Source organism: Streptomyces sp. NPDC091279, from assembly GCF_044757465.1.
Lineage (GTDB): Bacteria > Actinomycetota > Actinomycetes > Streptomycetales > Streptomycetaceae > Streptomyces.
This window is the reverse complement of record NZ_JBIVVA010000002.1, coordinates 21,233-46,495: the sequence shown is the minus strand read 5'-3', so window position 1 is coordinate 46,495 and position 25,263 is coordinate 21,233. Positions and strand designations below refer to the sequence as shown.

Annotated in this window: 8 protein-coding genes; 5 read left to right on the top strand and 3 right to left on the bottom strand. The window is 72.2% G+C overall.

Going from position 1 to position 25,263, the window contains the following annotated elements; genetic code table 11:
• Positions 1 to 35: 35 nt before the first annotated feature.
• The 3 genes from ACIQOU_RS04135 to ACIQOU_RS04125 are packed head-to-tail and all read right to left on the bottom strand — an operon-like array spanning position 36 to position 19,892.
• Positions 36 to 17,513, bottom strand: a complete 17,478-nt coding sequence (locus tag ACIQOU_RS04135) for an amino acid adenylation domain-containing protein (protein WP_401533705.1) — start codon at positions 17,511 to 17,513, stop codon at positions 36 to 38.
• On the bottom strand, positions 17,510 to 19,414 hold the full coding sequence (locus ACIQOU_RS04130) for an amino acid adenylation domain-containing protein (RefSeq protein WP_401533704.1): 1,905 nt from the start codon (positions 19,412 to 19,414) through the stop codon (positions 17,510 to 17,512). The genes ACIQOU_RS04135 and ACIQOU_RS04130 overlap by 4 nt, the downstream gene beginning before the upstream one ends.
• Positions 19,415 to 19,427: 13 nt before the next feature.
• Positions 19,428 to 19,892 carry a hypothetical protein gene (locus tag ACIQOU_RS04125; protein ID WP_401533703.1) on the bottom strand — a complete coding sequence of 155 codons (465 nt, stop codon included), beginning with the start codon at positions 19,890 to 19,892 and terminating at the stop codon, positions 19,428 to 19,430.
• Between the two features lie 41 nt (positions 19,893 to 19,933).
• Here ACIQOU_RS04125 and dpgA point away from each other — a divergent pair, with 41 nt between their 5' ends.
• The 5 genes from dpgA to dpgD all read left to right on the top strand — a co-directional run bounded on the left by dpgA (position 19,934) and on the right by dpgD (position 25,241).
• A complete protein-coding gene (gene dpgA, locus ACIQOU_RS04120) occupies positions 19,934 to 21,049 on the top strand; it encodes a 3,5-dihydroxyphenylacetyl-CoA synthase DpgA (protein WP_401533702.1) in 1,116 nt (371 codons plus the stop codon).
• A 61-nt stretch (positions 21,050 to 21,110) separates the two neighbouring features.
• On the top strand, positions 21,111 to 21,800 hold the full coding sequence (gene dpgB, locus ACIQOU_RS04115; protein WP_401533701.1) for an enoyl-CoA-hydratase DpgB: 690 nt from the start codon (positions 21,111 to 21,113) through the stop codon (positions 21,798 to 21,800).
• Positions 21,800 to 23,119 carry a (3,5-dihydroxyphenyl)acetyl-CoA 1,2-dioxygenase DpgC gene (dpgC, locus tag ACIQOU_RS04110; RefSeq protein WP_401533699.1) on the top strand — a complete coding sequence of 440 codons (1,320 nt, stop codon included), beginning with the start codon at positions 21,800 to 21,802 and terminating at the stop codon, positions 23,117 to 23,119. Before dpgB ends, dpgC begins: the two co-directional genes overlap by 1 nt.
• Positions 23,116 to 24,432, top strand: a complete 1,317-nt coding sequence (locus ACIQOU_RS04105; RefSeq protein WP_401533698.1) for a PLP-dependent aminotransferase family protein — start codon at positions 23,116 to 23,118, stop codon at positions 24,430 to 24,432. The genes dpgC and ACIQOU_RS04105 overlap by 4 nt, the downstream gene beginning before the upstream one ends.
• Complete coding sequence (dpgD, locus tag ACIQOU_RS04100) at positions 24,429 to 25,241, top strand: enoyl-CoA-hydratase DpgD (RefSeq protein WP_401533696.1); 813 nt, start codon at positions 24,429 to 24,431, stop codon at positions 25,239 to 25,241. Before ACIQOU_RS04105 ends, dpgD begins: the two co-directional genes overlap by 4 nt.
• Positions 25,242 to 25,263: the final 22 nt, after the last annotated feature.

The window sequence follows — 25,263 nt, the reverse complement described above, 5'->3', positions numbered from 1 at the left end:
GGTCCGCCGTCGTCCGGCGGACCGAGGACGGACCGTCACAGGCTGTCGTCCCATTCCTCCTCGATGAGTTCGATGTCCTCCTGGGAGAGGTCGAGCAGGAAGTCGGACGGGGTGTGGCCGCCGGCCGTCGGCCCCGAGGCGTGCTCGGCGAGCAGCCGCAGGGTGTCGATCCAGCCGTCGGCGAGTTCGGCGACGGCGTCCCGGCCGAGCAGGTCAGGCGGCCACGTCCAGGTCGCCTTCAGGCAGGGCCCGTCGGTGCCGTCCACCGTCATGGCGCTGATCTCGACGACGTGGGTGAGGGCGGCGGCCTCGTCGGCACCGCCGCCGAGGATCTCGTCCTCGGGCGCGTGGGACCAGTCGGCGGTGGGTCCGTCGGCGGTGGCGAACCGGCCGAGGTAGTTGAAGCCGATCTGCGGCCGGGGCAGGGCGGCGAGGACGGGGGCGGTGTCGGGGTTGAGGTGGCGCAGCAGCCCGTAGCCGATGCCGTGGTCGGGTATCGCGCGCAGCTGTTCCTTGACCGCCTTCAACGCCCGCTCCAGCGCCTGTGGGTCCCCGCCGCGCCGGTCCGCCTCCGTGATCCCGGGGTCCAGCCGGACCGGGTACCGGGTGGTGAACCAGCCGACGGTGCGGGAGAGGTCGACGCCCTCGACGATCTCCTCCCGCCCGTGGCCTTCGAGTTCGACGAGGACGCCGTCCGCGTTCCGCCCTCGCGCGCCGCGCCATTGGGCCACCGCCCACCACAACGCGGTCAGCAGCACGTCGTTGACCTCGGCGTGGAAGGCGGCGGGCACCGCTGTCAGCACCGCCCGCGTCGCTTCCTCCGGCAGCCGCACGGTCAGGTTCTCCGACGTCCCGAGGGTGTGCGCGCCGCTCAGCGGAACGTCGGTGAAGCCGCCGTCGCCGCCCTCCAACACCGCGTTCCACAGCGGGAGTTCCGTCACCCGGCGGTCCCGTACCGCCTCCTGGCCCAGGACCCCGGCCCAGGTGCGCAGGGAGACCGGCACCGGTCCGAGGGCAGGTGTCTCACCGCGCGCGAGGGCCTGCCACGCGTCCCGCAGGTCGGGCAGCAGAATCCGCCAGGACACCCCGTCCACCACCAGGTGATGCACGGTGACCAGCAGCCGCCCCGCGTCGCTCTCCCCCGCGTCGAACCACACCACCTGCACCATGACCCCGTCGGCCGGAGCGAGCCGCTCCCGCGCAGCCGCAGACTCCCGGCCCAGCACCCCTTCCCACTCCCCGCCGGACAGCCCCCGTACGTCGATCCGGCGGACACAGGTCTCGGCCCGCACCGTGCCCGGCCCCCCGACATGCACCGTCCACGCACCGTCCGCGCCGACCTGGAGCCGGGCCCGCAACGCGTCGTGCGTGTCAAGTACCGTCTGCACGGCCGAGGTCAGCCGTGCAGATCCCAGCCCCGACGGCACCCGGAGCAGCATCGACTGCGCGAACGAGTCCATCAACTCCCCGCGAGCGCGCAGCTCTTCGACCACCGGCAACGCCGCCACCGCACCCACGCCCGCACCGGCCGGCTCCGACACCGCGTCCCGCGCCGACCCGACCACGGGCGCCAAGGCGGCGATCGTCCGGTGCTGGAAGATGTCGCGGGGAGTGAGGAGCAGCCCCGCTGTACGGGCGCGGGCGACGAGTTGGATGGAGACGATGGAGTCGCCGCCGAGATCGAAGAAGCTGTCGTGCACGCCGACGCTCTCCAGGCCGAGGAGTTGGGTGAACAGCCCGGCGAGGGCCTGCTCCATCTCCGTGCTCGGGGCGTGATCGCCCGCGCCGGTGACGTACTGCGGCGCGGGCAACGCCGTGTGATCGACCTTGCCGTTGGCGTTCACCGGCAGGGCGTCCAGGACGAGAACGGCGGCCGGGACCATGTACTCGGGCAGACTCGTCGCCGTATGCGCCCGCAACTCGGCCGGTTCCACGGGGACTTCGCTGTCCACGGTGACATAGGCGATCAGCTGCTTGCCCGCGGCCGTGTCCTCGCGGACGGCGACGACGGCATCCGTGACGGCGGGATGGGCGGCCAACGCGGCCTCGATCTCCCCGAGTTCGATACGGAAGCCGCGCAACTTGGTCTGGTGGTCGCCGCGCCCCACGAAGGCGACGCTGCCGTCCGGGTTCCAGGTGACGACGTCACCGGTCCGGTACATCCGCGCACCCGGTTCCCCGAACGGGCAGGCGACGAACCGCTCACCCGTCAGCCCAGGCCGCCCGTGGTACCCGCGCGCCAGACCCGCGCCGCCGATGTACAGCTCACCGGGCACGCCGGGAGGCACCGGGCGCAGGAACCCGTCGAGGATGTAGAGCCCGGTGTTGTCCATCGCCCGCCCGACCGGCAACGGGCCGCCGAGGTCGGACGCCCGCAGCTCCTGGACCGTCGCCAGCACCGTGTTCTCGGTCGGGCCGTAGCTGGTGACCAGGCGGGTGCCGGGGTTGTGCTTCAGAATCCGGGCGACCGCGCTCGGGGACACCACGTCACCGCCGGTCAGGATCTCGGGGATACCGGCGAAACAGTCGGGGCGTTCCTCGGCCAGCACCCGCAGCAGTCCGGCCGGCGGCAGCATCGCGCTCACCTCGTGCCGGGTGATCAGCTCCTCGACCTCGGTGCCGGACAGCAGCCCGTCCGGCGCCACCACCACGGTGCCGCCGCGCAGCAGGGTCACCCACAGCTCCACCGTCGACGCGTCGAAGGCGTACGACGACGACAGCAGGTAGCGCCGGTGGGTCTCCGCCCGGTCGAAGCACCGGTCGTGGGCCAGGGCCGCGACGGAACGGTGGCTGATCGCCACGCCCTTGGCCACCCCGGTCGAACCCGACGTGAACATCACGTACGCCAGACCGTCGGCGTGCGCGGCGGAGACGGCACCGGCGCGCGGAACGCCGTTCTCCGTCTCGGCGTCCAGCGGCCCGTGCTGTGCCCCGGCGACGTCGACCACCACGAGACCGGCGTCCCCGGACTCCCCGCACGCGGCCTCCTCCGCCTCCCCGGCATGCGCCGCGTCGGTCAGCACGACCCGGCAGCCGGTCTCCGCCAGCACCAACCGGCGCCGCGCCAACGGGAACCGGGAGTCCAGCGGGACGTAGAAGCCGCCCGCCTTGATCACGCCGAGCAGCGCCACGACCAGCTCCGCCGAACGCGTCATCAGCACACCGACGCCGACCTCGGGACCCACCCCCAGCCCGGCCAGCCGCGCGGCGATTAGCGCCGCCCGCTCGTCCAACTCCCGGTAGGAGAACTCCCGTTCACCGTCCACCAACGCCACCGCGTCCGGAGCGGACGTCACCCGCTCCCCGAACAGCGTCGCGAGATCCCGGCCCGGCAGCTCGGTCCCGGTCCCCTGCCACGCGTCGAGGACCAGCGCCCGTTCACCGGCGGACAGCACATCCGCCCGGCCCACCAGCATCCCCGGATCGGCCGCGAACCCCTCAAGGAGCAGCCGCAGCCGTGCGCCGATGTCCCGCACGAACGCCTCGGTGAGGGAGTCCGGGCGGAAACTCAGGTCGAGGCGGAGTCCGTCGCCTGGCGCCACCGCGAGGCTCAGCGGGTAGTGGGCCGCGTCCTCGCCCTCGGGTTCGACGATCCGCAGGCCGGGGCAGAGGTGGCCGATACCGTCCGGTGCGACGGGGTAGTTCTCGTAGACCATGGTGGTGTCGAAGAGTTCCCCGATGCCCACCCGGCGCTGGATGTCGGCCAGCCCCACATGCTGGAACGGCATCAACGCGGCCTGCTCGTCCTGCACCCGGGCGCACAACGCGCCCAGCGACTCGGCCGGGTCCAGCCGCACCCGCACCGGCAGCGTGTTGATGAACAGCCCGACCATCGACTCGACGCCCGGCAGCTCGGCGGGCCGACCCGCCACCGTCGCCCCGAACACCGCCTCGTCCCGCCCGGTCAGCACACCCAGCACGACGCCCCACACGCCCTGCACCACACTGTTCAACGTCACCCCGTGCGCCCGTGCCGTGCCCGCCAGCGCGGCCGACGTCTGCGGCGACAGCTCCACGCGGACCCGTTCGACCTCGCCGCCGCCGCGCGGGCCGGACGCCGGTGCCAGCAAGGTCGGCCCCGCCACCCCGTCCAGCGCCGCCGCCCACGCGGCCAGCGCCGCCTCCCGGTCCTGCGTGGCCAGCCAGGCCAGATAGTCCCGGAACGGCGTGACATCGCGGAGCCCGGACGCGTCGCCCCCGTGCGCGTACAGGTCGAACAGCTCGCGGAAGAGCAGGGAACCCGACCAGCCGTCCCGCAGGATGTGATGGCCCGTGACCACCAGCCGGTGGTCCTCCTCGGCGAGCCGGACCAGGGTGAAGCGCAGCAGGGGCGGTGCGTCCATCGCGAACCGCCGGTGCCGGTCGGCGTCGAGCAGCCGCGTCAGCTGGTCCCGTCGTTCGCTGTCGTCGGCGTGGGTGAGGTCGACGTCGGTCCACGGCAGTTGCACGGCCCGGGGGATGACCTGGACCGAGGTCCCGGAGTCGAGCTGGAGGAACCCGGCGCCGAGGTTCGGGTGACGGTCCAACAGGGCCTGCGCCGAGGAGCGCAGGGCGCCGGTGTCGAGCGGGCCGTGCAGGCCGAAGACCAGTTGGGTGACGTAGGAGTCCGCCTCGGACTCGTCGTACAGGGCGTGGAAGAGCAGCCCTTCCTGGAGGGGCGACAGGGGCAGGACGTCGTCGAGGCCGACGGCCGCGTACTGCCGCTCCAGCTGTTCCACCTCATGCTGGCCGACCATGACCAGGGGCAGGTCGGACGGGGTGAGGCCACCGGCACCCGGCGTCGAGGCGTGTTCGGCCAGCGCGGACAGCGCCGCGAACCACGCCTCGGCGAGCGCGCGCACCTCGTGCTCGGTCAGCAGGTCCTCGGCCCAGGACCAGTCGGCGACGAGGCAGGGGCCCTCGGCGCGGTCCTCGGTGACCGCGTTCACGGTGACGGCGTGGTCCAACGGCATGCCCGCGTCGGCGCCGCCGCCCACCACGTCGTGCTCCGGCGCGCCGGCCCAGTCGGCGTCCTTGCCGGTGGTGAACCGGCCGAGGTAGTTGAAGCCGATCTGCGGCCGGGGCAGGGCGGCGAGGACGGGGGCGGTCTCGGGGTTGAGGTGGCGCAGCAGCCCGTAGCCGATGCCGTGGTCGGGTATCGCGCGCAACTGCTCCTTGACCGCCTTCAACGCCCGTTCCAGCGCCCGGGGTTCGCCGGGTGCGCAGGTCCCGGGGTCGAGCCGGACCGGGTAGTGGGTGGTGAACCAGCCGACGGTACGGGACAGGTCGACGGTCGCGGCGATCTGCTCGCGTCCGTGGCCTTCGAGATCGACGAGGACGTCCGTGCGGCCGTCGTCGCCGCGTCCTCGGTCCCTGCGCCAGTCGGCCACCGCGAGCGCGAGCGCGGTGAGGAGAACGTCGTTGACCTCGGCCCGGAACGCGCCGGGGAGCCGGGTCAGCAGGACGCCGGTGGTCCCCGGGGGCAGGGTGAGCCGCAGCGAGCGCGAGGTGGCCACGACATCGCGGCGCGGGTCCAGCGGACGGTCGGTCAGCGCGGGGTCGCCGCCCTCGGACATGCCGGTCCACAACGGGAGTTCGGCATGCCGGGCGGGGGTGGTGGCCTCGGTGGCCAGCAGCCGGGACCAGGTCCGCAGGGACATCGGCACGGGGGCGAGTGCCCCGGGCGCGGGCACCGCGTCGGCGCCGGTGTCCGCGTCGGCGCCGGTGTCCACGTCGGCGCCGGTGTCCACGTCGGCGCCGGTGTCCGCGAGGGCCGCCGCCTGCCAGGCCTCGGCCAGGTCGGCCAGGAGAATCCGCCAGGACACGCCGTCGACCACGAGGTGGTGCACGACGACGAGGAGCCGCCCCGGCCGCCGGGGACCGGCGTCGATCCACACGAACTGGACCATCACGCCCTCGTCGGGCCGCAGCCGGGCCTGGGCACGCTCGCTCTGCTCCCGCACGACACGTTCAAGACCCGGCCCGTCAGCGGCGTCGGCGGCGAGCGCGACCCGTGTCACGCGGTCCTGTGCCGTGACCGTGCCGGTCTGCGGCACCGTGAACGTCCACCGGCCCGTGCCGTCCTGCGTCGTGAGCCGGGCGCGCAACGCGTCGTGCCGGTCCAGCAGCGCTTGGACGGCGCTGAGGAGCCGCGCCTGTCCCAGCTCCGCCGGGACCCGGAGCAGCGACGACTGGGAGTACGTCGCGTAGGGGGCGCCGCTCTCCCGCAGCCGTTCGGCGGCCGGGGTCGGGGCCGTCTCGCCCACTCCGGCGTGCGGGGCCTCGATGGGGGCGGCCGTGTCCTCGCGGGCGACCGCCGCCAGGGCGGCCACCGTGCGGTGGGTGAACACCTCGCGCGGCGAGAGCAGCAGCCCCACGCGCCGGGCGCGGGCGACGAGTTGGATGGAGACGATCGAGTCGCCGCCCAGGTCGAAGAAGCTGTCGTCGATGCCGACCTCGGTGAGCCCCAGCGCCTGCGCGAACAGTTCGCAGAGAAGCCGCTCGCGGGGGGTGCGCGGGGCGCGACCGGTGCTCAGGGACGCGAAGTCGGGTGCGGGCAGCGCCCGGTGGTCCACCTTGCCGTTGATGGTCATGGGCAGCGCGTCGAGCACGAGGACGGCGGCGGGCACCATGTAGTCCGGCAGGGACTCACCGAGCCAGCCGCGCAGCCGGGCCGGGTCCACCGCCGCCTCGGCGCGGGGGACGACATAGCCGATCAGGCGCGTCACGCTCTGCGCGTCCTCGCGGGCCACCACCACGGCCTGGTCGAGGTCCGGGTGGGCCGCCAGCGCGGTGGCGATCTCACCGGGCTCCACCCGGAAGCCGCGGATCTTGACCTGTTCGTCGGCCCGTCCCACGAACTCCAGGGCCCCGTCCGGGAGTCGGCGCACGACGTCACCGGTCCGGTACATCAGGGAACCGGCGGGTCCGAACGGATTCGCGACGAACCGTCCGGCGGTCAGTCCCGGCCGGTCGAGGTAGCCGCGGGCCAGACCTGCTCCCGCCGCGTACAGCTCACCGGGCACGCCGGTCGGCACGGGGCGCAACCACGCGTCGAGCACATGGAGCGCGGTGCGGGGCAGCGCGTGGCCGATGGCGGTGGGCCGGGAGGCGTCGTCCGCCCAGGCCGCGGTGACGTCGACGGTGGCCTCGGTCGGGCCGTACATGTTGAGCAGCCCCACGCCGGGCGCGGCAAGCAGCCGCCGCCAGAGGCTGTCGGCGGGCTTCTCACCCCCGAGCCACACATCCAGCACATGCCCGTTCCCGGCTCCGGTTCCGGCTCCCTCCTCGATGCCGGTTCCGGCTCCGGTTCCGGTTCCGGGGAGGCGTTCCAGCAGGCCGGTCTCGACCAGGCGGCCCAGGTATCCCGGCGTGCACGGCAGGACGTTGATGCGGTGGGCGAGGAGGTAGTCGGCGCAGGCGTCGAGGTCGAGGCGTACGTCATCGGTGAGGACGTGCAGCGCGGCCCCGCGGGCCAGGCCGGTCAGGGCCTTGAGGGACATGTCGAAGGAGAGCGCGGTGACCCAGGCGACGCGCTCGTCGGTGCCGTGGTGGGCGGCGAGACCGGCCAGCGTCTCGGCGATGTCCGCGAGGGCGCGGTGCCCGACCGTCACGCCCTTGGGCCGGCCGGTGGAGCCCGAGGTGTAGATGACGTACGCGGGGTGGTCCGGCAGGAGCGCGTGCCGCTCGGGGGCGGTGAGCGGCTCGCCGGGGAGGGTCCGCAGGTGCGCGGCGAGACCGGGAGCGTCGGGCACGATCCGCGCGCCGGGCGGCACGGCCGCGTCCGGCAGCAGGTGCGCGGTGCTCGATGCGGCGATGACGAGGGCGGGGCGCGCGTCGGTCAGGATGTATGCGACACGGTCGGCCGGATAGTCCGGATCGACGGGGAGATAGGCGGCTCCCGACTTCAGCACCGCGAGCAGCGCGACGACGAACTCGGCCGAACGGTGCAGCAGCAGGCCGACGACACGTTCGGGCCGCGCCCCGTGCGCCACCAGGTGCCGGGCCAGTCGATTGGCCCGCGCGTCGAGCTGCGCGTACGTCAGCCGGACGTCCCCGCAGACGACCGCCGTCGCGTCCGGCGTCCGGCACACCCGCGCCGCGAACAGGTCGAGGAACGTTCCGTCGTGGGCGGCACGCGCGGTGCCGTCACCTTCCCGCGACGCCGTGTGCTCCGGTTCCTGCGACGCCGTGTGCTCCGGCCCGCCGAGCAGGTCGAGCCTGGCCAGCACGGTGTCGGGCGCGGTCGCGAACTCCGTGACCAGCCGCCGCAGTTGGACGGCGGCCCGCTCGACGGTCTCGCGTGCGAAGCAGTCCGGCCGGAAGCTCAGCGTCAGCCGCAGCCGCTCGCCCGGCACGGCGATCAGGTGGAGCGGGTAGTGCGTGGTGTCCTCGCCCTCGGTCTGCACGATCCGCAGCCCGGTGGCGGCCAGCTGCCCGCTCTCCTCGGTGTCGGGATAGTTCTGGAAGACCATGGTGGTGTCGAAGAGTTCACCGGCGCCCGCGATCCGCTGGATCTCGGAGAGCCTGACGTGCTGATGCGGGACCAGCGCGGCCTGCTCGTCCTGGACGCGGGTGAGCAGCTGGGCGAGGGTCTCGGCGGGCGCCATCCGCACCCGCACGGGAACGGTGTTGATGAGCAGGCCGATGATGCTCTCGACGCCCGGCAGTTCGGCGGGCCGCCCGGCGACGGTGGCCCCGAACACCACGTCCTGACGGCCCGTCAGGGCGCCGATGAGCAGCGCCCACGCCCCCTGGAGGACGGTGTTGACGGTCAGGCCCAGCTTCCGGGCGGTGGTGGCGAGCGCGGCCGTCGTCTCCTCGTCGCACGCGAGGTCCACGCGCTCGGGGAACGTCGCGTCCCTGCTCGCGCCGGGGGCCACGAGGGTCGGTCCGTCGACGCCGGCCAGGGCCGCGTTCCAGGCGTCGAGCGCGGCGGGCCGGTCCTGGGCGACCATCCAGGCCAGGTAGTCCTTGAACGGTGTCACGCGGGGCAGGGCGCGGGCATCGCCGCCCCGGGCGTAGCCCTCGAACAGCTCGGCCAGGATCAGCGGCAGCGACCAGCCGTCCAGAAGGATGTGGTGGGCCGTGAGCACGAGGACGTGCCGGGTGTCGGCGAGCCGGACGAGGGTGAGGCGCAGCAGCGGGGGCGCCGCCAGCGTGAACCGCCGTTCCCGGTCGGCCCGGAGCAGCCGGGCCAACTCGGCGTCCTGGGCGTCGGGTTCCGCGAGGTGGCTGAGGTCCACCGCCGTCCACGGCAGGTCCACCGGCTCGGGCACGGCCTGCACGCTGTGCCCGGAACCCGTCTGGTGGAAACCGGCGCGCAGGTTCGCGTGCCGGTCGAGCAGGGCCTGTCCCGCCGCGCGCAACGCCTCCGCGTCGAGGGTTCCTTCGAGCGCGAACGTCGTCTGGAGCAGATAGAGGTCGGTCTCGCTCTCGTCGTAGAGGGCGTGGAAGACGAAGCCCTCCTGCAACGGTGACAGGGGCAGCACGTCGACGAGTCCGGCCTCCGCGTAGTGCGCCTCCAGGGCGTCCACCTCGGGCTGGTCGAGGGCGGCGACCAGCGGGAAGTCGGACGGGGTGTGCCCGCCGGTGTGCGCGGGGGCCGAGACCAGTTCCCGCAGCGCCTCGGCCCAGCCGTGGGCGAGTTCGGCGACGTCGTCCTCGGCCAGCAGCTCCGAGGGCCACGCCCAGGTGGCGACCAGGTGGGACCCGTCCGCGCGGTCCTCGGTCAGGGCGTTGACCTCGATGAGGTGGGTGAGCGGCGTGCGGGGGTCGTCGTCACCGCTGCCGCCGAGGATCTCGCCCTCGGGCGCGAGCGGCCACTCGGCGGCCTGCCCGGCGGTGAGGTCGGCGGTGAGGTCGGCGGTAGCTGTGGCGGTGGCGAAGCGGCCGAGGTAGTTGAAGGTGATCTGGGGGGTGGGGAGTTCCGCGAGGACGGGGGCGGTGTCGGGGTTGAGGTGGCGGAGCAGCCCGTAGCCGATGCCGTGGTCGGGTATCGCCCGCAACTGCTCCTTGACCACCTTCAACGCCCGCCCCAGCACGTATCCCGGCGCGTGTCCCGGCGTGTGTCCCGGCGCGTGTCCCGGCGCGTGTCCCAGCGCGTGTCCCGGCACGTGTCCCGGCGTCGAGGGACCGTCGGCCGTCGCGGGGTCGGCCTCCAGCCAGACCGGATACCGCGTGGTGAACCAGCCGACCGTCCGCGAGAGATCGGCTCCCTGAACGGCGTTCTCCTCCCGGCCGTGTCCTTCCAGCTCCACCAGCACGCCGTCCCCGGCGCCCCCGCGCGCGCCGCGCCATCTGACCACCGCCCACCACAGCGCGGTCAGCAGCACGTCGTTGATCTCGGCGTGGAACGCGGCGGGCACCTGGGTGAGCAGCGCCTCGGTCACCGCGACCGGCAGCGACACGGTCAACGCCCCGGCGGTCCCCGTGACATCCCGGTCCGGGTCCAACGGCCGCTGCGCGAGGGGGAGTTCAGGCTGCCGAGCCGTGGTCTCCCGCCAGAACTCCAGCTCGGCCACCCGACGCGGACTCCGCGCCTGCTCAGCGAGGCGGTCGGCCCATGTGCGCAGCGAGGTGGGGACGGATGCGAGGGCGGGTGTCTCACCGCGTGCGAGGGCCTGCCACGCGTCCCGCAGGTCGGGCAGCAGAATCCGCCAGGACACCCCGTCCACCACCAGGTGATGAACGACGACCAACAGCCGCCCCGTTTCCCGCTCCCCCGCGTCGAACCACACCACCTGCACCATGACCCCGTCGGCCGGAGCAAGCCGCTCCCGCGCAGCCGCAGACTCCTTCCCCAGCACCCCTTCCCACTCCCCGCCGGACAGGCCCCGCACATCGACCCGCCGCACACACGCCTCGGCCCGAACGGCGCCAACCGCACCGACGTGCAACGTCCAGGTACTGTCCGCGCCGACCTGAAGCCTGGCCCGCAACGCGTCATGCGTGTCGAGCACCGTCTGCACAGCCGAGGTCAGCCGGTCCGCGCCCACCTCGGAGGGCACCGTCAACAGCATCGACTGCGCGAACGAGTCCGCCAACTCCCCACGGCCACGCAGCTCTTCGACCACCGGCAACGCCGCCACCGCGCCCACACCCGCACCGGCCGGCTCCGACACCGCGTCCCGCGCCGACCCCGCCATCAGGGCGAGGTTGGCGATGGTCTTGTGCCGGAAGATGTCACGCGGGGTCAGGAGAAGCCCTGCGGTACGGGCGCGGGCGACGAGTTGGATGGAGATGATGGAGTCGCCGCCGAGGTCGAAGAAGCTGTCGTGGACGCCGACGCTCTCCAGACCGAGGAGTTGGGTGAACAGCCCGGCAAGAGCACGCTCGGTGTCGGTGCTCGGGGCGTGATCGAGAGCGTGGGTGGTGAAGGTGGGCGCGGGCAACGCCTTGTGGTCCACCTTGCCGTTGGCGTTCACGGGGAAGGCGTCGAGGACGAGAACGGCGGCGGGGACCATGTACGCGGGCAGGGCCTCGCCGGTGTACGCCCGCAACTCGGCGGGTTCCACCGGCACTTCACTGTCCACGGTGACGTAGGCGACCAACTGCTTGCCCCCGGCCGTGTCTTCACGCACGGCGACAACGGCATCCGTGACGGCGGGGTGGGCGGCCAACGCGGCCTCGATCTCACCGAGTTCGATACGGAAGCCGCGCAACTTGGTCTGCTGGTCCCCGCGTCCGACGAAGGCGAGGCTGCCGTCAGGGTTCCATGACACGAGGTCCCCGGTCCGGTACATCCGCGCCCCGGGTCCACCGAACGGGCACGCGACGAACCGCTCACCCGTCAGCCCCGGACGCCCGTGATACCCACGCGCCAGCCCCGCACCGCCGATATACAACTCCCCCACCACACCGGGAGGCACCGGCCGCAGGAACCCATCCAGTACATAGAGTTGGGTGTTGTCCATGGCCCGGCCCACCGGCAACGGCCCACCGAGGTCCGACGCCCGCAACTCCTGCACCGTGGCCAACATCGTGTTCTCGGTCGGCCCATAACTGGTCACCACCCGAGTCCCCGGACTGCGCTCCAGAATCCGGGCGACCGCACTCGGGGACACCACGTCACCGCCGGTCAGAATCTCCCCGACCCCGGTGAAGCACTCCGGACGCTCCTCGGCCAGCACCCGCAACAGCCCCGACGGCGGCAACACCGCAGTCACCCCATGCCGAGAAATCAACTCCTCATACTCAGCACCCGACAGGACCCCGTCCGGCGCCACCACGACGGTCCCCCCGCCCAACAACGCCACCCACAACTCGGCGGTCGAAGCGTCGAAGGCATAGGAAGCCGCCAACAGAACCCGCCCGAAACGACCCTGCCCGAACCACCGATCCCGAGCCAGAGCCACCACCGAACGACGAGAAACCGCAACCCCCTTGGCCACCCCCGTCGACCCCGACGTGAACATCACATACGCCAGACCATCAGCACCGGATGCAACACCGTCGGCGCCGAATGACCCCGCCCACACCCCACCGTCGAACACCCCGCTCTGCGCCTCAGCAACGTCGACCACAGCAAGGCCGGAGCCACCCGACTCCTCCCGCGCCGCCTCCTCCGCCTCACCGGCATGCGCCGCGTCCGTCAGCACGACCCGGCATCCGGTCTCCGCTAGCACCAACCGCCGCCGCACCAACGGGAATCGAGAATCCAGCGGAACGTAGAACCCACCCGCCTTCACCACACCCAGCAACCCCACCACCAGGTCCGCCGAACGCCCCATCAGCACACCCACACCGACCTCGGGACCCACCCCCAGCCCAACGAGCCGCACGGCAACCCGCCCCGCCAACTCATCCAACTCCCGGTAGGAGAACTCCCGTTCCCCCTCCACCAACGCCACCGCATCCGGAGCGCACTTCACCCGCTCCCCGAACAACACCGCCAAGTCCACACCCGGCACCTCAACCTCGGCACCCTGCCACGCGTCCAGCACCAACGCCCGCTCACCGGCCGACAGCACCTCCACCCGGCCCACCAACAACCCCGGATCAGCCGCGAACCCCTCCAGCAACAAGCGCAGCCGCTCGCCCAGCGTCTCCGCCTCGTCCCGGTTGAAGGCCTCCGACCGGAAGCTCACCTCGAACCGCAGGCAGTCACCTGGGAAGGCGGTCAGGGCCAACGGGTAATGCGTCGACCCGGCGGAGTCGTCGGTCACGTCGATCTCACGGACGGCGAGTCCCGCGACGTCACGGCTCAACTGCCCGTCAGGGGCGTTCTCGTACACCATGGTGGTGTCGAAGAGTTCACCGATTCCGATCCGGCGCTGGATGTCGGCCAGCCCCACATGTTGATACGGCATCAGCGCGGCCTGCTCGTCCTGCACCCGCCCGAAGAATCCCGCCAACGACTCGGCAGGGTCCAGCCGCACCCGCACCGGAACCGTGTTGATGAACATGCCGACCATCGACTCGACGCCCGGCAACTCAGCGGGCCGACCCGCCACCGTCGCCCCGAACACCACGTCCTGACGCCCCGTCAGCATGCCCAGCAGCAAGGCCCATGCGCCCTGCACGACGCTGTTCAACGTCACGCCACACGAACGCGCCGCCCCCGACAGCGCGGCCGACACCTCCGGCGACAGGTCCACACAGACACGCTCCGGCATCGACGCGGCGGCCTGTCCCAACGAGGGTGCGACCAGGGTAGGTTCCTCCGTCCCCTCCAGCGCCGCGCCCCAGGCGTCCAACGCCGCCTCATGGTCCTGCCCCGCCAACCAGGCCAGGTAATCGCGGAACGGCGGTACAGCCTGCGGGAGTTCAGCACCACGGCCCTCGTAGTGGGCGAGCAGCTCCGCCAGGATGAGCGGCATCGACCAGCCGTCCCACAGGATGTGGTGCGCGGTCACGATCAGAACATGCCGGTCCGCAGCGAGGCGGGCCAGCGTGCAGCGGATGAGCGGAGGCTCGGCCATGTCGAACCGCCGCGTACGGTCGGCTTCGGCGAGCCGGGCCAGTTCCTCCGCGATATCGCCCTCGGTGCGCGCGTCGACGTGGATCTCCGCCCACGGAATGTCCGTGGCGTCCGCGAACAGCTGGAAACCCTGTCCGGCGGAGGTGACGCCGGAACTGGCACGGAGATTCGGGTGACGTTCCAGAAGGGCCTGCCCGGCCTTGCGCAGCCGCGCCGGCTCCAGAGAATCACCGACGAATTCCAGCGCTGCCTGGAGCGTGTAGACATCGGCCTCGGAGTCGTCATAGAGGGCGTGGAAAAGAAGGCCCTCCTGCAACGGAGTCAACGGCAGGAAGTCGTCCTGCTCCGCCCCGGGCCACTGGGCACGCAGTTCCTGCAACTCCTCCCCGCTGAGGGTGACGAGGGGCACTACCGGAGCCGCCGCCGCTTCGTCGACGTCGAGTGCGATGTCCCGGACCACCGTCGCGAGGTTGGCGATGGTCCGGTGCTGGAAGACGTCACGCGGAGTGAGGAGCAGCCCTGCGGTACGGGCGCGGGCGACCAACTGGATGGAGATGATCGAGTCGCCGCCGAGGTCGAAGAAGCTGTCGTGGACGCCGACGCTCTCCAGACCGAGGAGTTGGGTGAAGAGTGCGGCGAGGGCGTGCTCGGTGTCGGTGCTCGGGGCGTGGTCCAGGGCGTGGGTGGTGAAGGTGGGCGCGGGCAACGCCCTGTGGTCCACCTTGCCGTTGGCGTTCACGGGCAGGGCATCGAGGACGAGGACAGCGGCCGGGACCATGTACTCAGGCAGACTCGTCGCCGTATACGCCCGCAACTCGGCGGGTTCCACCGGCACTTCACTGTCCACGGTGACGTAGGCGACCAACTGCTTGCCCCCGGCGGCATCTTCACGCACGGCGACGACAGCATCCGTGACCCCGGGATATGCGGCCAACGCGGCCTCGATCTCACCGAGTTCGATACGGAAGCCGCGCAGTTTGGTCTGCTGGTCCCCGCGTCCGACGAAGGCGAGGCTGCCGTCCGGGTTCCAGGAGACGAGGTCCCCGGTCCGGTACATCCGCGCCCCGGGTTCCCCGAACGGGCACGCGACGAACCGCTCCCCCGTCAGCCCAGGACGCCCGTGATACCCACGCGCCAGACCGGCACCGCCGATGTACAACTCCCCCACCACACCCGCAGGCACCGGCCGCAAAAACCCGTCCAGTACATACAGCTGCGTGTTGTCCATGGCCCGCCCGACCGGCAACGGCCCGCCGAGGTCGGACAGGCTCAGTTCCTGCACCGTGGCCAGCATCGTGTTCTCGGTCGGCCCGTAGCTGGTGACCAGCCGGGTGTCGGGGTTGCGCTCCAACACCCGGGCGACGGCACTCGGGGACACCACGTCACCGCCGGTCAGAATCTCCCGCACCCCGGTGAAGCACTCCGGCCGCTCCTCGGCCAGCACCCGCAACAACCCCGACGGCGGCAACACCGCAGTCACCCCATGCCGAGAAATCAACTCCTCATACTCAGCACCCGACAGGACCCCGTCCGGCGCCACCACGACGGTCCCCCCGCCCAACAACGCCACCCACAACTCGGCGGTCGAAGCGTCGAAGGCATAGGAAGCCGCCAACAGAACCCGCCCGAAACGACCCTGCCCGAACCACCGATCCCGAGCCAGAGCCACCACCGAACGACGAGAAACCGCAACCCCCTTGGCCACCCCCGTCGACCCCGACGTGAACATCACATACGCCAGACCATCAGCACCGGATGCAACACCGGCGGCGTCGGAAGCCCCCGTCCACACCTCACCGTCGAACGCCCCGCTCTGCGCCTCAGCAACGTCGACCACCACGAGGCCGGAGCCACCCGACTCCCCGCGCGCAGCCTCCTCCGCCTCGACACGGTGCCCCGCATCCGTCAGCACCACCCGGCACCCGGTCTCCGCCAACACCAACCGCCGCCGCACCAACGGGAATCGGGAGTCCAGCGGAACGTAGAACCCACCCGCCTTCACCACACCCAGCAGCCCCACGACGAGGTCCGCCGAACGCCCCATCAGCACACCCACACCGACCTCGGGCCCCACCCCCAGCCCAGCCAACCGCGAAGCCACCCGCCCCGCCAACTCATCCAACTCCCGGTAAGAGAACTCCCGTTCCCCCTCCACCAACGCCACCGCATCCGGAGCGCACTTCACCCGCTCCCCGAACAACACCGCCAAGTCCACACCCGGCACCTCAACCTCGGCACCCTGCCACGCGCCCAGCACCAACGCCCGCTCACCGGCCGACAGCACCTCCAACCGACCCACCAACACCCCGGGCTCAGCCGCGAACCCCTCCAGCAGCAGCCTCAACCGCTCACCCAGCGCCGCCACTTCATCCCGGCCGAACGCGTCCGACCGGAAGCTCAGCTCGAACCGCAGGCGCTCCCCGGGAAACGTCGTCAGGGTCAGCGGGTAGTGCGTCGCGTCCGGAGCTGGTTTCTGGGTGACCTGGAGGCCGAGGTCGTCGAGGAAGGTGAGGTCGTCGATCTCCGTCGGATAGTTCTGGAAGACGGTGGTGGTGTCGAAGAGTTCACCGATCCCCACGCCACGCTGGATGTCCGCGAGCCCGAGATGCTGATGCGGCATCAGCTCGGCCTGCTCGTCCTGCACCCGCCCGAACAACGCCGCCAACGACTCGGCAGGGTCCAACCGCACCCGCACCGGCACCGTGTTGATGAACAACCCGACCATCGACTCGACACCCGGCAACTCCGCAGGACGCCCCGCCACCGTCGCCCCGAACACCACATCCTGACGCCCCGTCAGCACCCCCAACAGCGCGCCCCACGCGCCCTGCACGACACTGTTCAACGTCACACCGCACGAACGCGCCGCCCCCGACAACGCGGCCGACACCTCCGGCGACAGGTCGACCTCCACGCGCTCGGGGACCCGGGCCGACCGCCCGGCGCCGGGCGCCACCCGGGTCGGTTCCTCGACGCCCTCCAGCGCCGTACGCCAAGCGGCCGACGCCGCCTCACGGTCCTGACCCGCCAGCCATCCCAGATAGTCCCGGTACTCCCGGCGCCTCGGCAGCGCGGGCGGCAGCTCGGCGGGGTGCGCGGCCCCCGCGCGGAAGGCGTAGAGGCGGAGGATCTCCTCCAGGATCAGCGGCTCCGACCAGCCGTCCAGAAGGATGTGGTGCGCGCACAGCACCAGAACATGCCGCTCCTCGGCGAGCCGTACCAGGGTGAACCGCAGCAACGGCGGCTGCGCGACGTCGAACGGTGCCACGCGGTCGGCGTCGACGAGGTCGGTCAGCCGAGCGTCCTGCGCGGCCGCGTCCAGGCCCGTGAAATCGACGTCACGCCAGGGCACGTCCACGGACTCGGGGATCAGCTGCACGGACCGGCCCGAGCCCAACTGGCGGAAGGCGGCACGGAGGTTGGCGTTCCGCGCCACGAGATCCTGGGCTGCCGCGCGCAGCGCCACCGGGTCCACCGGGCCGTCGAGTTGGACGACCGTCTGGAGGACGTAGATGTCGACCGCGTCGCTGTCGGCCTCGTAGAGGGAGTGGAAGAGAAGCCCCTCCTGCAAGGGCGTCAGCGGCAGGACAGCCTCGATCTTCGGCTCGTTCATGTGATCCTCCACGCGACCGTGATCTCGTCGAATTCTTCGGGGCTCAGCGACAGGAGTGGGACCGGCGGAACAGGCGGTGCCTCGGCGTCCGCCCCGATGTCCCGCGCGACGGCGGCGAGCGCCGCGACGGTCTTGTGGACGAAGACGTCCCCGGCGGACAGCGCGAGGCCGAACTGCCGTGCCTTCGCGACGACTTGGGCGGCGAGGACGGAGTCGCCGCCGAGCGCGAAGAAGTCGTCGGTCCGCCGCCCGCCGCCCGGCAACGCCAGGACGGCGATGAAGACATCGCTCAGGGCACGTTCACGCGCGTCGCGCGGGGCGTCGTCGTCCGTGGCCCCGGCGGTACGGAACTCGGGGGCCGGCAGCGCGCGCCGGTCGATCTTGCCGTTGGGGGTCAGTGGCAGCGCGTCGAGGACCACGACGGCCGCGGGCACCATGTACGCGGGAAGGGACGCCGCGAGGTGGGCGCGCAGCTGTCCGGCGTCGAGTTCCGGCGCCGCCGGTCGGGGTCCGGTCCGGCGGCTCGCGACGGCGTACGCCACCAGGCGCCGGACGTCCGGGCCGTCGTCCTGCCGGACCACGGCCACCGCCTGCTCGACGCCCGGATGGGCGCGCAGCGCGGCCGCCACCTCGCCGAGTTCCACCCGGTGGCCGCGGAGCTTCACCTGATGGTCCGCGCGGCCGACGAACTCCACGGCGCCGTCGGGCCGTTGGAGGACGAGGTCGCCGGTGCGGTACATGCGCGTTCCGGCGGGCCCGTACGGGTCGGCCACGAACCGTTCGGCCGTCAGCGCCGGCCGCCGCAGGTACCCGCGGGCAAGGGCCGCACCGGCGATGTACAGCTCGCCCGCCGTCCCCGCCGCCACCGGGCGCAGGGACGCGTCCAGGACGTAGGCGGCCACGTTCTCCAGCGGGCGCCCGACGGACACGTCCTGCGCCGTGCACGCGCCGGTGAGTCCGTCGCCGGCGAACTCGGACGCCCCGTAGTAGTTGAACAACCGGGCGCCGGGCAGCGCCTCGGCGAACCGGTGGGCGAGCCGCGAGGGCAGCTCCTCGCCACTGCACACCCACCGTGTGCACGAGGCGAGCGATGCCGTCGGTTCGACGCTGTCCAGGATCGCCGTGAGGAGGCTCGGCACCAGCACGACATGGTGAATCCCGTGCCGGGCGATCAGCTCGCCCAGCGCCTGGGGGTCCTTCGCCTGCCGTGCGTCGGCCAGGACCACGCAGGCTCCGTGCAGCAGGGGGCCGAGCAGTTGCGTCGAGCCGTCCACGAAGCTGAGCGAACTCTGCGCCAGGGCGACGCTGCCCGCCGGATACGGATACCGGCGCCCGAGGGCGGTGAGGTGGTTCACCTCACCGGCGTGCGTGCCGATCACGCCCTTCGGTTCTCCCGTGGAACCCGAGGTGTGCAGGACGTAGGCCGGATGCCCGGGGGCCAGGGGCCGGACGCGTTCCTCGTCGCGTACCGGCCGCGCCGACTCCCGCTCCAGGAGGGACCCGACCGCCGGATCGTCCAGCACGAGGAGCGGTACGCCGTGCCGGGCGGCGGTCTCCTCGGTCGCGCGGACCCCGAGGACCAGCCGGGGCGCGGCGTCGGACAGCAGGTGGGCGGTGCGTTCGGCCGGGTAGTCCGGGTCGAACGGCACATAGGCCGCCCCGCACTTGAGGACGGCGAGCAGGGCCACGACCAGCTCCACCGACCTCGGCAGCAGCAGCCCGACGAGGTCCTCCGGTCCCATGCCGCGCCGGAGCAGCAGCCGTGCGAGCCGGTTGGCCCGCCCGTCGAGTGCGGCGTACGACAGGGTGGTTCCGTCGTACATCAGCGCCGGAGCTTCGGGAACGCGGCGGACTTCGGCGTCGAACAGCTCAGGCAGCGTCCTGCTCGCAAGCGAATGCATGGTATGTATCGTTCTATTCATCCAGAATCAGGCTCGGCATGAAAAGGGCGCAGCCGCCTACAATGCCGGGAAATCCGAGAAGGCCAAGAAATCCGAGAAGGCCGAGAAAGCCGAAAAACCGGCCGCCCCGGGTGACGGCGTTTTCGGTGTCGCGGAGGGTCCTGCGGGGACGGAATCGGGACGGAATGGTGGGCTCTGCGACCGCGACCCTCTCGCCAGCTTGTCCGGCGACGTGACACAGGGTCAAGGGCAGCGCGGCCGAACCGTCAGCGTTGGTGGTGGCGGCCGCCCGGTCGGCGCTCCCAGGTAAGAGGAACGGGCCGTTCTCACCTGTCACCACCAGGTTTGATAGTTCGCGCGGCAGTGCCTTGACCCCTCGCTCGGCACGTCGCCACAATCCACGGTACTTGCACAGTGCGACCTCGTCGCCATGACGGATTGCCCTTGAGAGTCTTCTCGCGAGTTTGTGCTCGAACATCGTGTGGCGAACACGCAGGCGAAACTCTAAGCGGAGACACCTTGCCTACTCTGAGCGAATCACCTTTCCCCGACAACGGTCCGCGCATCGTCGGGGCGGCCACCGCGGTACCCCCCGAGTCGTACACGCAGCGGGAGATCCTCGACCTTTACGGCATCACCGATCCCCGGCTCAGATCCCTGTTCCTGTCCGGCGCCATCGAACGCCGCCACCTCACGCTGGCGCCACCGGCACCGGGCGGCGGGCCGAGTTTCGAGAGCCAGGGGGAGCTGCTCGCGAAGCACCGCAGGACCGGCCTCGACATGGGCAGGCGCGCGCTGGCCGCGTGTCTGGAGGAGATCGGCGCGAGCGTGGACGACGTCGGCTACCTCTGCTGCGTCACCACCACCGGGCTGCTCACCCCCGGGTTCTCCGCCCTGCTCATCAAGGAGGCGGGGCTGCCGTCGTCGTGCTCCCGCGTCGACGTGGTCGGGATGGGGTGCAACGCGGGGCTGAACGGGCTGACGACGGTGGCCGGTTGGGCGGCCACCCACCCGGGCCGGCTCGCCGTGATGGTCTGCATCGAGGCCTGCTCGGCGGCCTACGTGTTCGACGACACCATGCGCAGTGCCGTGGTGAACAGCCTGTTCGGTGACGGCTCGGCGGCGGTCGCCGTCATCGCCGACGCTCCGGGCGGCGCGGGAGCGGAATCATCGGCGCCGCCCGAGCGGGCGCGGGGGCCGCGCATCCTGAAGTTCGCCAGCCGGGTCATCCCCGAGGCGATCGACGCGATGCGCTACGACTGGGACGACGGTCACGGCAAGTACAGCTTCTACCTGGAACGCGACATCCCGTACGTGGTGGGCGGTTCGGTCGAGGAGGTGATCGGCCGGCTGCTGGACGGAACGGGGCTGCGCAGGTCCGAGATCGCGCACTGGCTGATCCACTCCGGGGGCAAGAAGGTCATCGACTCCGTGCGCGTGAACCTGGGCCTGACCCGGCACGACGTGCGCCACACCACGAGCGTGCTGCGCGACTACGGCAACCTCTCCAGCGGCTCCTTCCTCTTCTCCTACCAGCGCCTGGCCGCGGAGGACGTGGTCCGTCCCGGCGACTTCGGCGTCCTGATGACGATGGGCCCCGGCTCGACCGTCGAGACCGCGCTGGCGCGTTGGTGACCGCAGGTCCCGACCCGATGGCCCCCACCGACCGCCCCGATGTGATGACGGAGTTTGAACCATGCACGATTCCCCGGCACCGCGACGACTCGATGTCGCTGTCGACCTCGGTCTCCCCCTCGCCGACCTCGCCAAGGTGCTGACGGGGGCCTGCGAGCAGGTGGAGGACACCGCCGCGCGCCTGGTGGTGGCGTCGGTCACCGGCTGCGGTGACCAATCGGGCGCGCCGGGTACGACGGGCGTCCACGAGGTCAACGGCTGGGAACGCGCCCTGCGTCGTTGGGAACGGCTCGACGCGCTCACCGTGGCCGTCGCCGTCGGCAATTGTGCGGGGCCCGCCCTGGACCTGCTCAGCGCGTGCGACCTGCGGGTGGCGGGACCGGCCCTGAGCCTCGCGCTCCCCGGCACCCCGTCGACCGGTTTCTGGCCCGGGACCGTCCTGCACCGACTGACCCAGCGCAACGGCGGCCGCGCCACCCGTCACCTGTGTCTGCTGGCGGACCGGAGCAGGCCGCTCACCGCGGCCCGGGCGCTGGAACTCGGCCTGGTGGACGAGATCCACGGCCCGGCGGAACTCGACGCGCACCTCGCCGAACTGGCCGCGCGTCTGCCCGCCCGCATGGAGCCCGCGCTGTTGCGTCAGCTCGTCGCGGACGCCGAGCACACCTCGTTCGAGGAGGCGCTCGGCGTGCATCTGGCCGCCTGCGACCGGGTGTTGAAGGTCGGCGCGGCGCACCCGGACGACGTCTGATGGCACCGGCGGCGGACCCGGACGGCACTGCGCTCCTGCACGATCTGGCGCGGGCGGCCGGTGCGGAGGAACGGGCGCTCGCGCACCTCCCGCCCAAGCCCCGGCGCACGCCCGAGGAGCAGCGGAGTCTGGACGAGCTGCGGGAAGGGGCCCGGCGGCTCCGTTTCTCGTTCGTCGACGCCCACGCCGAGCGGATCTACGCCGAACTCACCGACGGCGGCGCCGACCGGCCCCGGCTCTCCGCCCTCGTCGCCCGCGCGGCGGAGCGCTGGCCGGGACTGCTGCCGAGCGAGGAGCGGATGGCCGCCGAGTCCCGGTGTGCGCAGCGGGACAAGGAAGGCCTGGAGGTCGACCAGGCGATCTTCGTCCACGGTGTGCTCGGCGCCCGCCGGGCCGGCCGGCATCTGCTGGAGTCGATGCGGCTGCCGACGCGGCGGGCCCTGGAGCTGCTGGCGGAGTTCTCGGCGCGGGGCCGGGTGGACCTGGGGCCGGTGCTGCTGGAGCGCGCCGCGCCCGCCGCCCACCTCACCCTCACCGCGCCGGACACCCTCAACGCCGAGACGGACGCGCTCGTCGCCGCGATGGAGACGGCCGTGGATCTGGTCTTGCTCGATCCCGAGGTCCGGGTGGGTGTGGTGCGGGGCGGGCCGGTGACGCCCGCGCGCTACGCGGGGCGCCGGGTCTTCAGCTCCGGCATCAACCTCGCCCATCTGCACCAGGGCCGGATCTCCTACCTCGACTTCCTGATCGGGCGTGAGATCGGCCTGGTGAGCAAGGTGCTGCGGGGGCTGTACCTGCCTCCGGAGACCGGCTGCTGGACGGGGGCGCACGGGCACAAGCCCTGGATCGGCGCGGTGGACACCTTCGCGATCGGCGGCGGGATGCAGCTGCTGTTCACGATGGACCGGGTGATCGCCGGGTCCGACGCCTACTTCTCGCTGCCCGCCGCCCGCGAGGGCATCGTGCCCGGCGCCGGGAACCTCCGGCTGCCCCGGCTGGCCGGCAACCGGCTGGCCCGGCAGGTGATCCTCACCGGCCGCCGCATCCGGGCCGACGAACCGGCCGCGCACCTGATCTGCGACGAGGTGGTCGAGCCCGGCGCCCTGGAGGGCGCCGTCGACATCGCCGTCGAGCAGTTGGCGGCGCCCGCGGTGGCCGCCAACCGGGCGATGCTGAGCGTCGCGGAGGAGCCGCCGGACGATTTCCGCAGGTACATGGCCGAGTTCGCCCTGCAACAGGGGGCTCGGCTCTACGCGAGCGACGTCCTGGAGAAGGTCTCCGGGTTCGTCGGTCCGCGTCCCGACCGGGAGGCACGATGAACACCCTCGTACTGGACTCGGCGCAGCTGCACGCCGGGATCACCGATCCGACGATCGAATCGCTCGGTTTCCTCAACGAGGCCGGCAGCCGCTACCCCGACGCGGTGTCCTTCGCCGCCGGCGCCCCGCACACCTCGTTCCTCGACGACGTGGACATCCCGGAGTGCCTCGACCGCTTCACCGGGTACCTCGTCCAGGAGCGTGGGCTGACCCCGGTGGCCGCCCGGCGCCTGCTCCAGGAGTACGGGCCGAGCCGCGGCATCATCAACGACCTGGTCGCCCGCGCCCTGACCCTGGATCACGGGCTGGCCGTGGACGCGTCGTCGATCGTGGTCACGGCGGGGTGCCAGGAGGCGATGCTGCTGGCGGTGCGGGCGCTGTGCGCCGGTCCCGGGGACCTGCTCGCGGTGGTCGACCCGTCGTTCGTGGGGATCGTGGGCGCGGCCCGGCTGCTGGACGTGCCCGTCGTGCCGGTGCCGGAGACCGCCGACGGCATCGACCTCGACGAACTGCGCCGGCTGTGCCGTGGGGCCCGGTCGGCCGGGCGCCGGGTGCGGGCCCTGTACGTCGCGCCGGACTACGCCAACCCGTCCGGCACGGTGCTGGACCGCGCGGCCCGGCTGGCCCTCCTCGACCTGGCCGAGCAGGAGGATCTGCTGCTCCTGGAGGACATCGCCTACGGGTTCACCGCGCCGCCTGGCCAGGATCTGCCGCCGCTCAAGGCTCTCGACGCCGGTGGCCGGGTGATCCTGCTCGGTACCTTCGCGAAGGTCTGTCTGCCCGGGGCGCGGGTCGGTTTCGCCGTCGCCGACCAGCGGGTGCGGGACGCGCGGACCGGGCAGGTCCGTCCGCTGGCGCGGGCGATGGCCGAACTCAAGACCATGGTCACGGTGAACACCTCGCCGATCGCCCAGGGCGTGGTGGGCGGCATGCTGTTGCGGCACGGCGGTTCGCTGGCCGGGCTCGGGCGGGCGAAGGCCGCTCTGTACCGGCGCAACCTGGCGCTGCTGCTGGAGGCGCTGGACCGCCAGGTGGCGGCCGCGGTGCCCGAGGTGTCCTGGAACAGGCCGACCGCCGGTTTCTTCGTCCGGCTGCGGCTGCCCGTCGAGGTCGACATGGCACTCCTTGAGCGTTCGGCGCGGGAGTACCGCGTGCTGTGGACGCCGATGGCGCCGTTCTATCTCGGCGGTGACGGCGCGCGGCAGTTGCGGCTGTCCTGTAGCTATCTGGAACCGGGCGAGATCGACGAGGGGGCCGGCCGTCTGGCGCGGTTCCTCAAGGACGTCGTCGCGGGCTCCGGGGCCACCGCGTGAGCGGGGCCGGCTCCCGGCCTCGGGTGCGCTACGAGAAGACCGGCCGGGTGGCCCGGGTGACGCTCGACCGGCCCGAGGTGCTCAACGCCATGGATCTGCGCACGCACGAGGAACTGGCCGAGATCTGGGACGACTTCGAGGCCGACGACGAGCTGTGGGTCGCGGTGCTGTCCGGCGCCGGGACGCGCGCGTTCTCCGTCGGCCAGGACCTCAAGGAGCTGTCGGCCCGCACCAGCGCGGGCGAGGCGGGAACGGCGACCTTCGGCAGCCGGGGCAGACCGGGCTGGCCCCGGCTCACCGAGCGCTTCGGCCTGAGCAAGCCGGTCGTCGCCAAGGTCCGGGGATACGCGCTGGGCGGCGGGTTCGAACTGGCCCTGGCCTGCGATCTCGTCATCGCCTCCAGCGACGCCGTGTTCGCGCTGCCCGAGGCGAAGCTCGGCCTGATGGCCGGGGCGGGCGGCGTGTTCCGGCTCACCCGCCAGCTCCCCTGGAAGACCGCGATGGGACACCTGCTGACGGGACGGCCGCTGAGTGCCGAGCGGGCCTTCGCGCTCGGTCTGGTCAACGAGGTGGTGGCGCCCGAGGAGCTCGACGACTGCGCCGAGAGCTGGGTGAGCGACCTCGTGCGGTGCGCTCCGCTGTCGGTCCGGGCCATCAAGGAGGCGGCGACCGTGTCCGCCACGATGCCGCTGGAGCAGGCGTTCGCCACCCGCTATCCGTGGGAGGAGCGCAGATCGCACAGCGCGGACGCGGTGGAGGGGCCCCGGGCGTTCGTCGAGAAACGCCCTCCCCGCTGGCAGGCGCGCTGACGTTCCGCCGGGCGCGGGCGGC

What these genes read in the sequence shown, in the direction of transcription:
- dpgC (WP_401533699.1), top strand. Translation starts at nt 21,800, where the DNA reads ATGGCACCGGCGGCGGACCCGGACGGCACTGCGCTCCTGCACGATCTG.
- dpgB (WP_401533701.1), top strand. Translation starts at nt 21,111, where the DNA reads ATGCACGATTCCCCGGCACCGCGACGACTCGATGTCGCTGTCGACCTC.
- ACIQOU_RS04135 (WP_401533705.1), bottom strand. Translation starts at nt 17,513, where the DNA reads ATGAACGAGCCGAAGATCGAGGCTGTCCTGCCGCTGACGCCCTTGCAG.
- ACIQOU_RS04105 (WP_401533698.1), top strand. Translation starts at nt 23,116, where the DNA reads ATGAACACCCTCGTACTGGACTCGGCGCAGCTGCACGCCGGGATCACC.
- ACIQOU_RS04130 (WP_401533704.1), bottom strand. Translation starts at nt 19,414, where the DNA reads ATGCATTCGCTTGCGAGCAGGACGCTGCCTGAGCTGTTCGACGCCGAA.
- ACIQOU_RS04125 (WP_401533703.1), bottom strand. Translation starts at nt 19,892, where the DNA reads ATGTTCGAGCACAAACTCGCGAGAAGACTCTCAAGGGCAATCCGTCAT.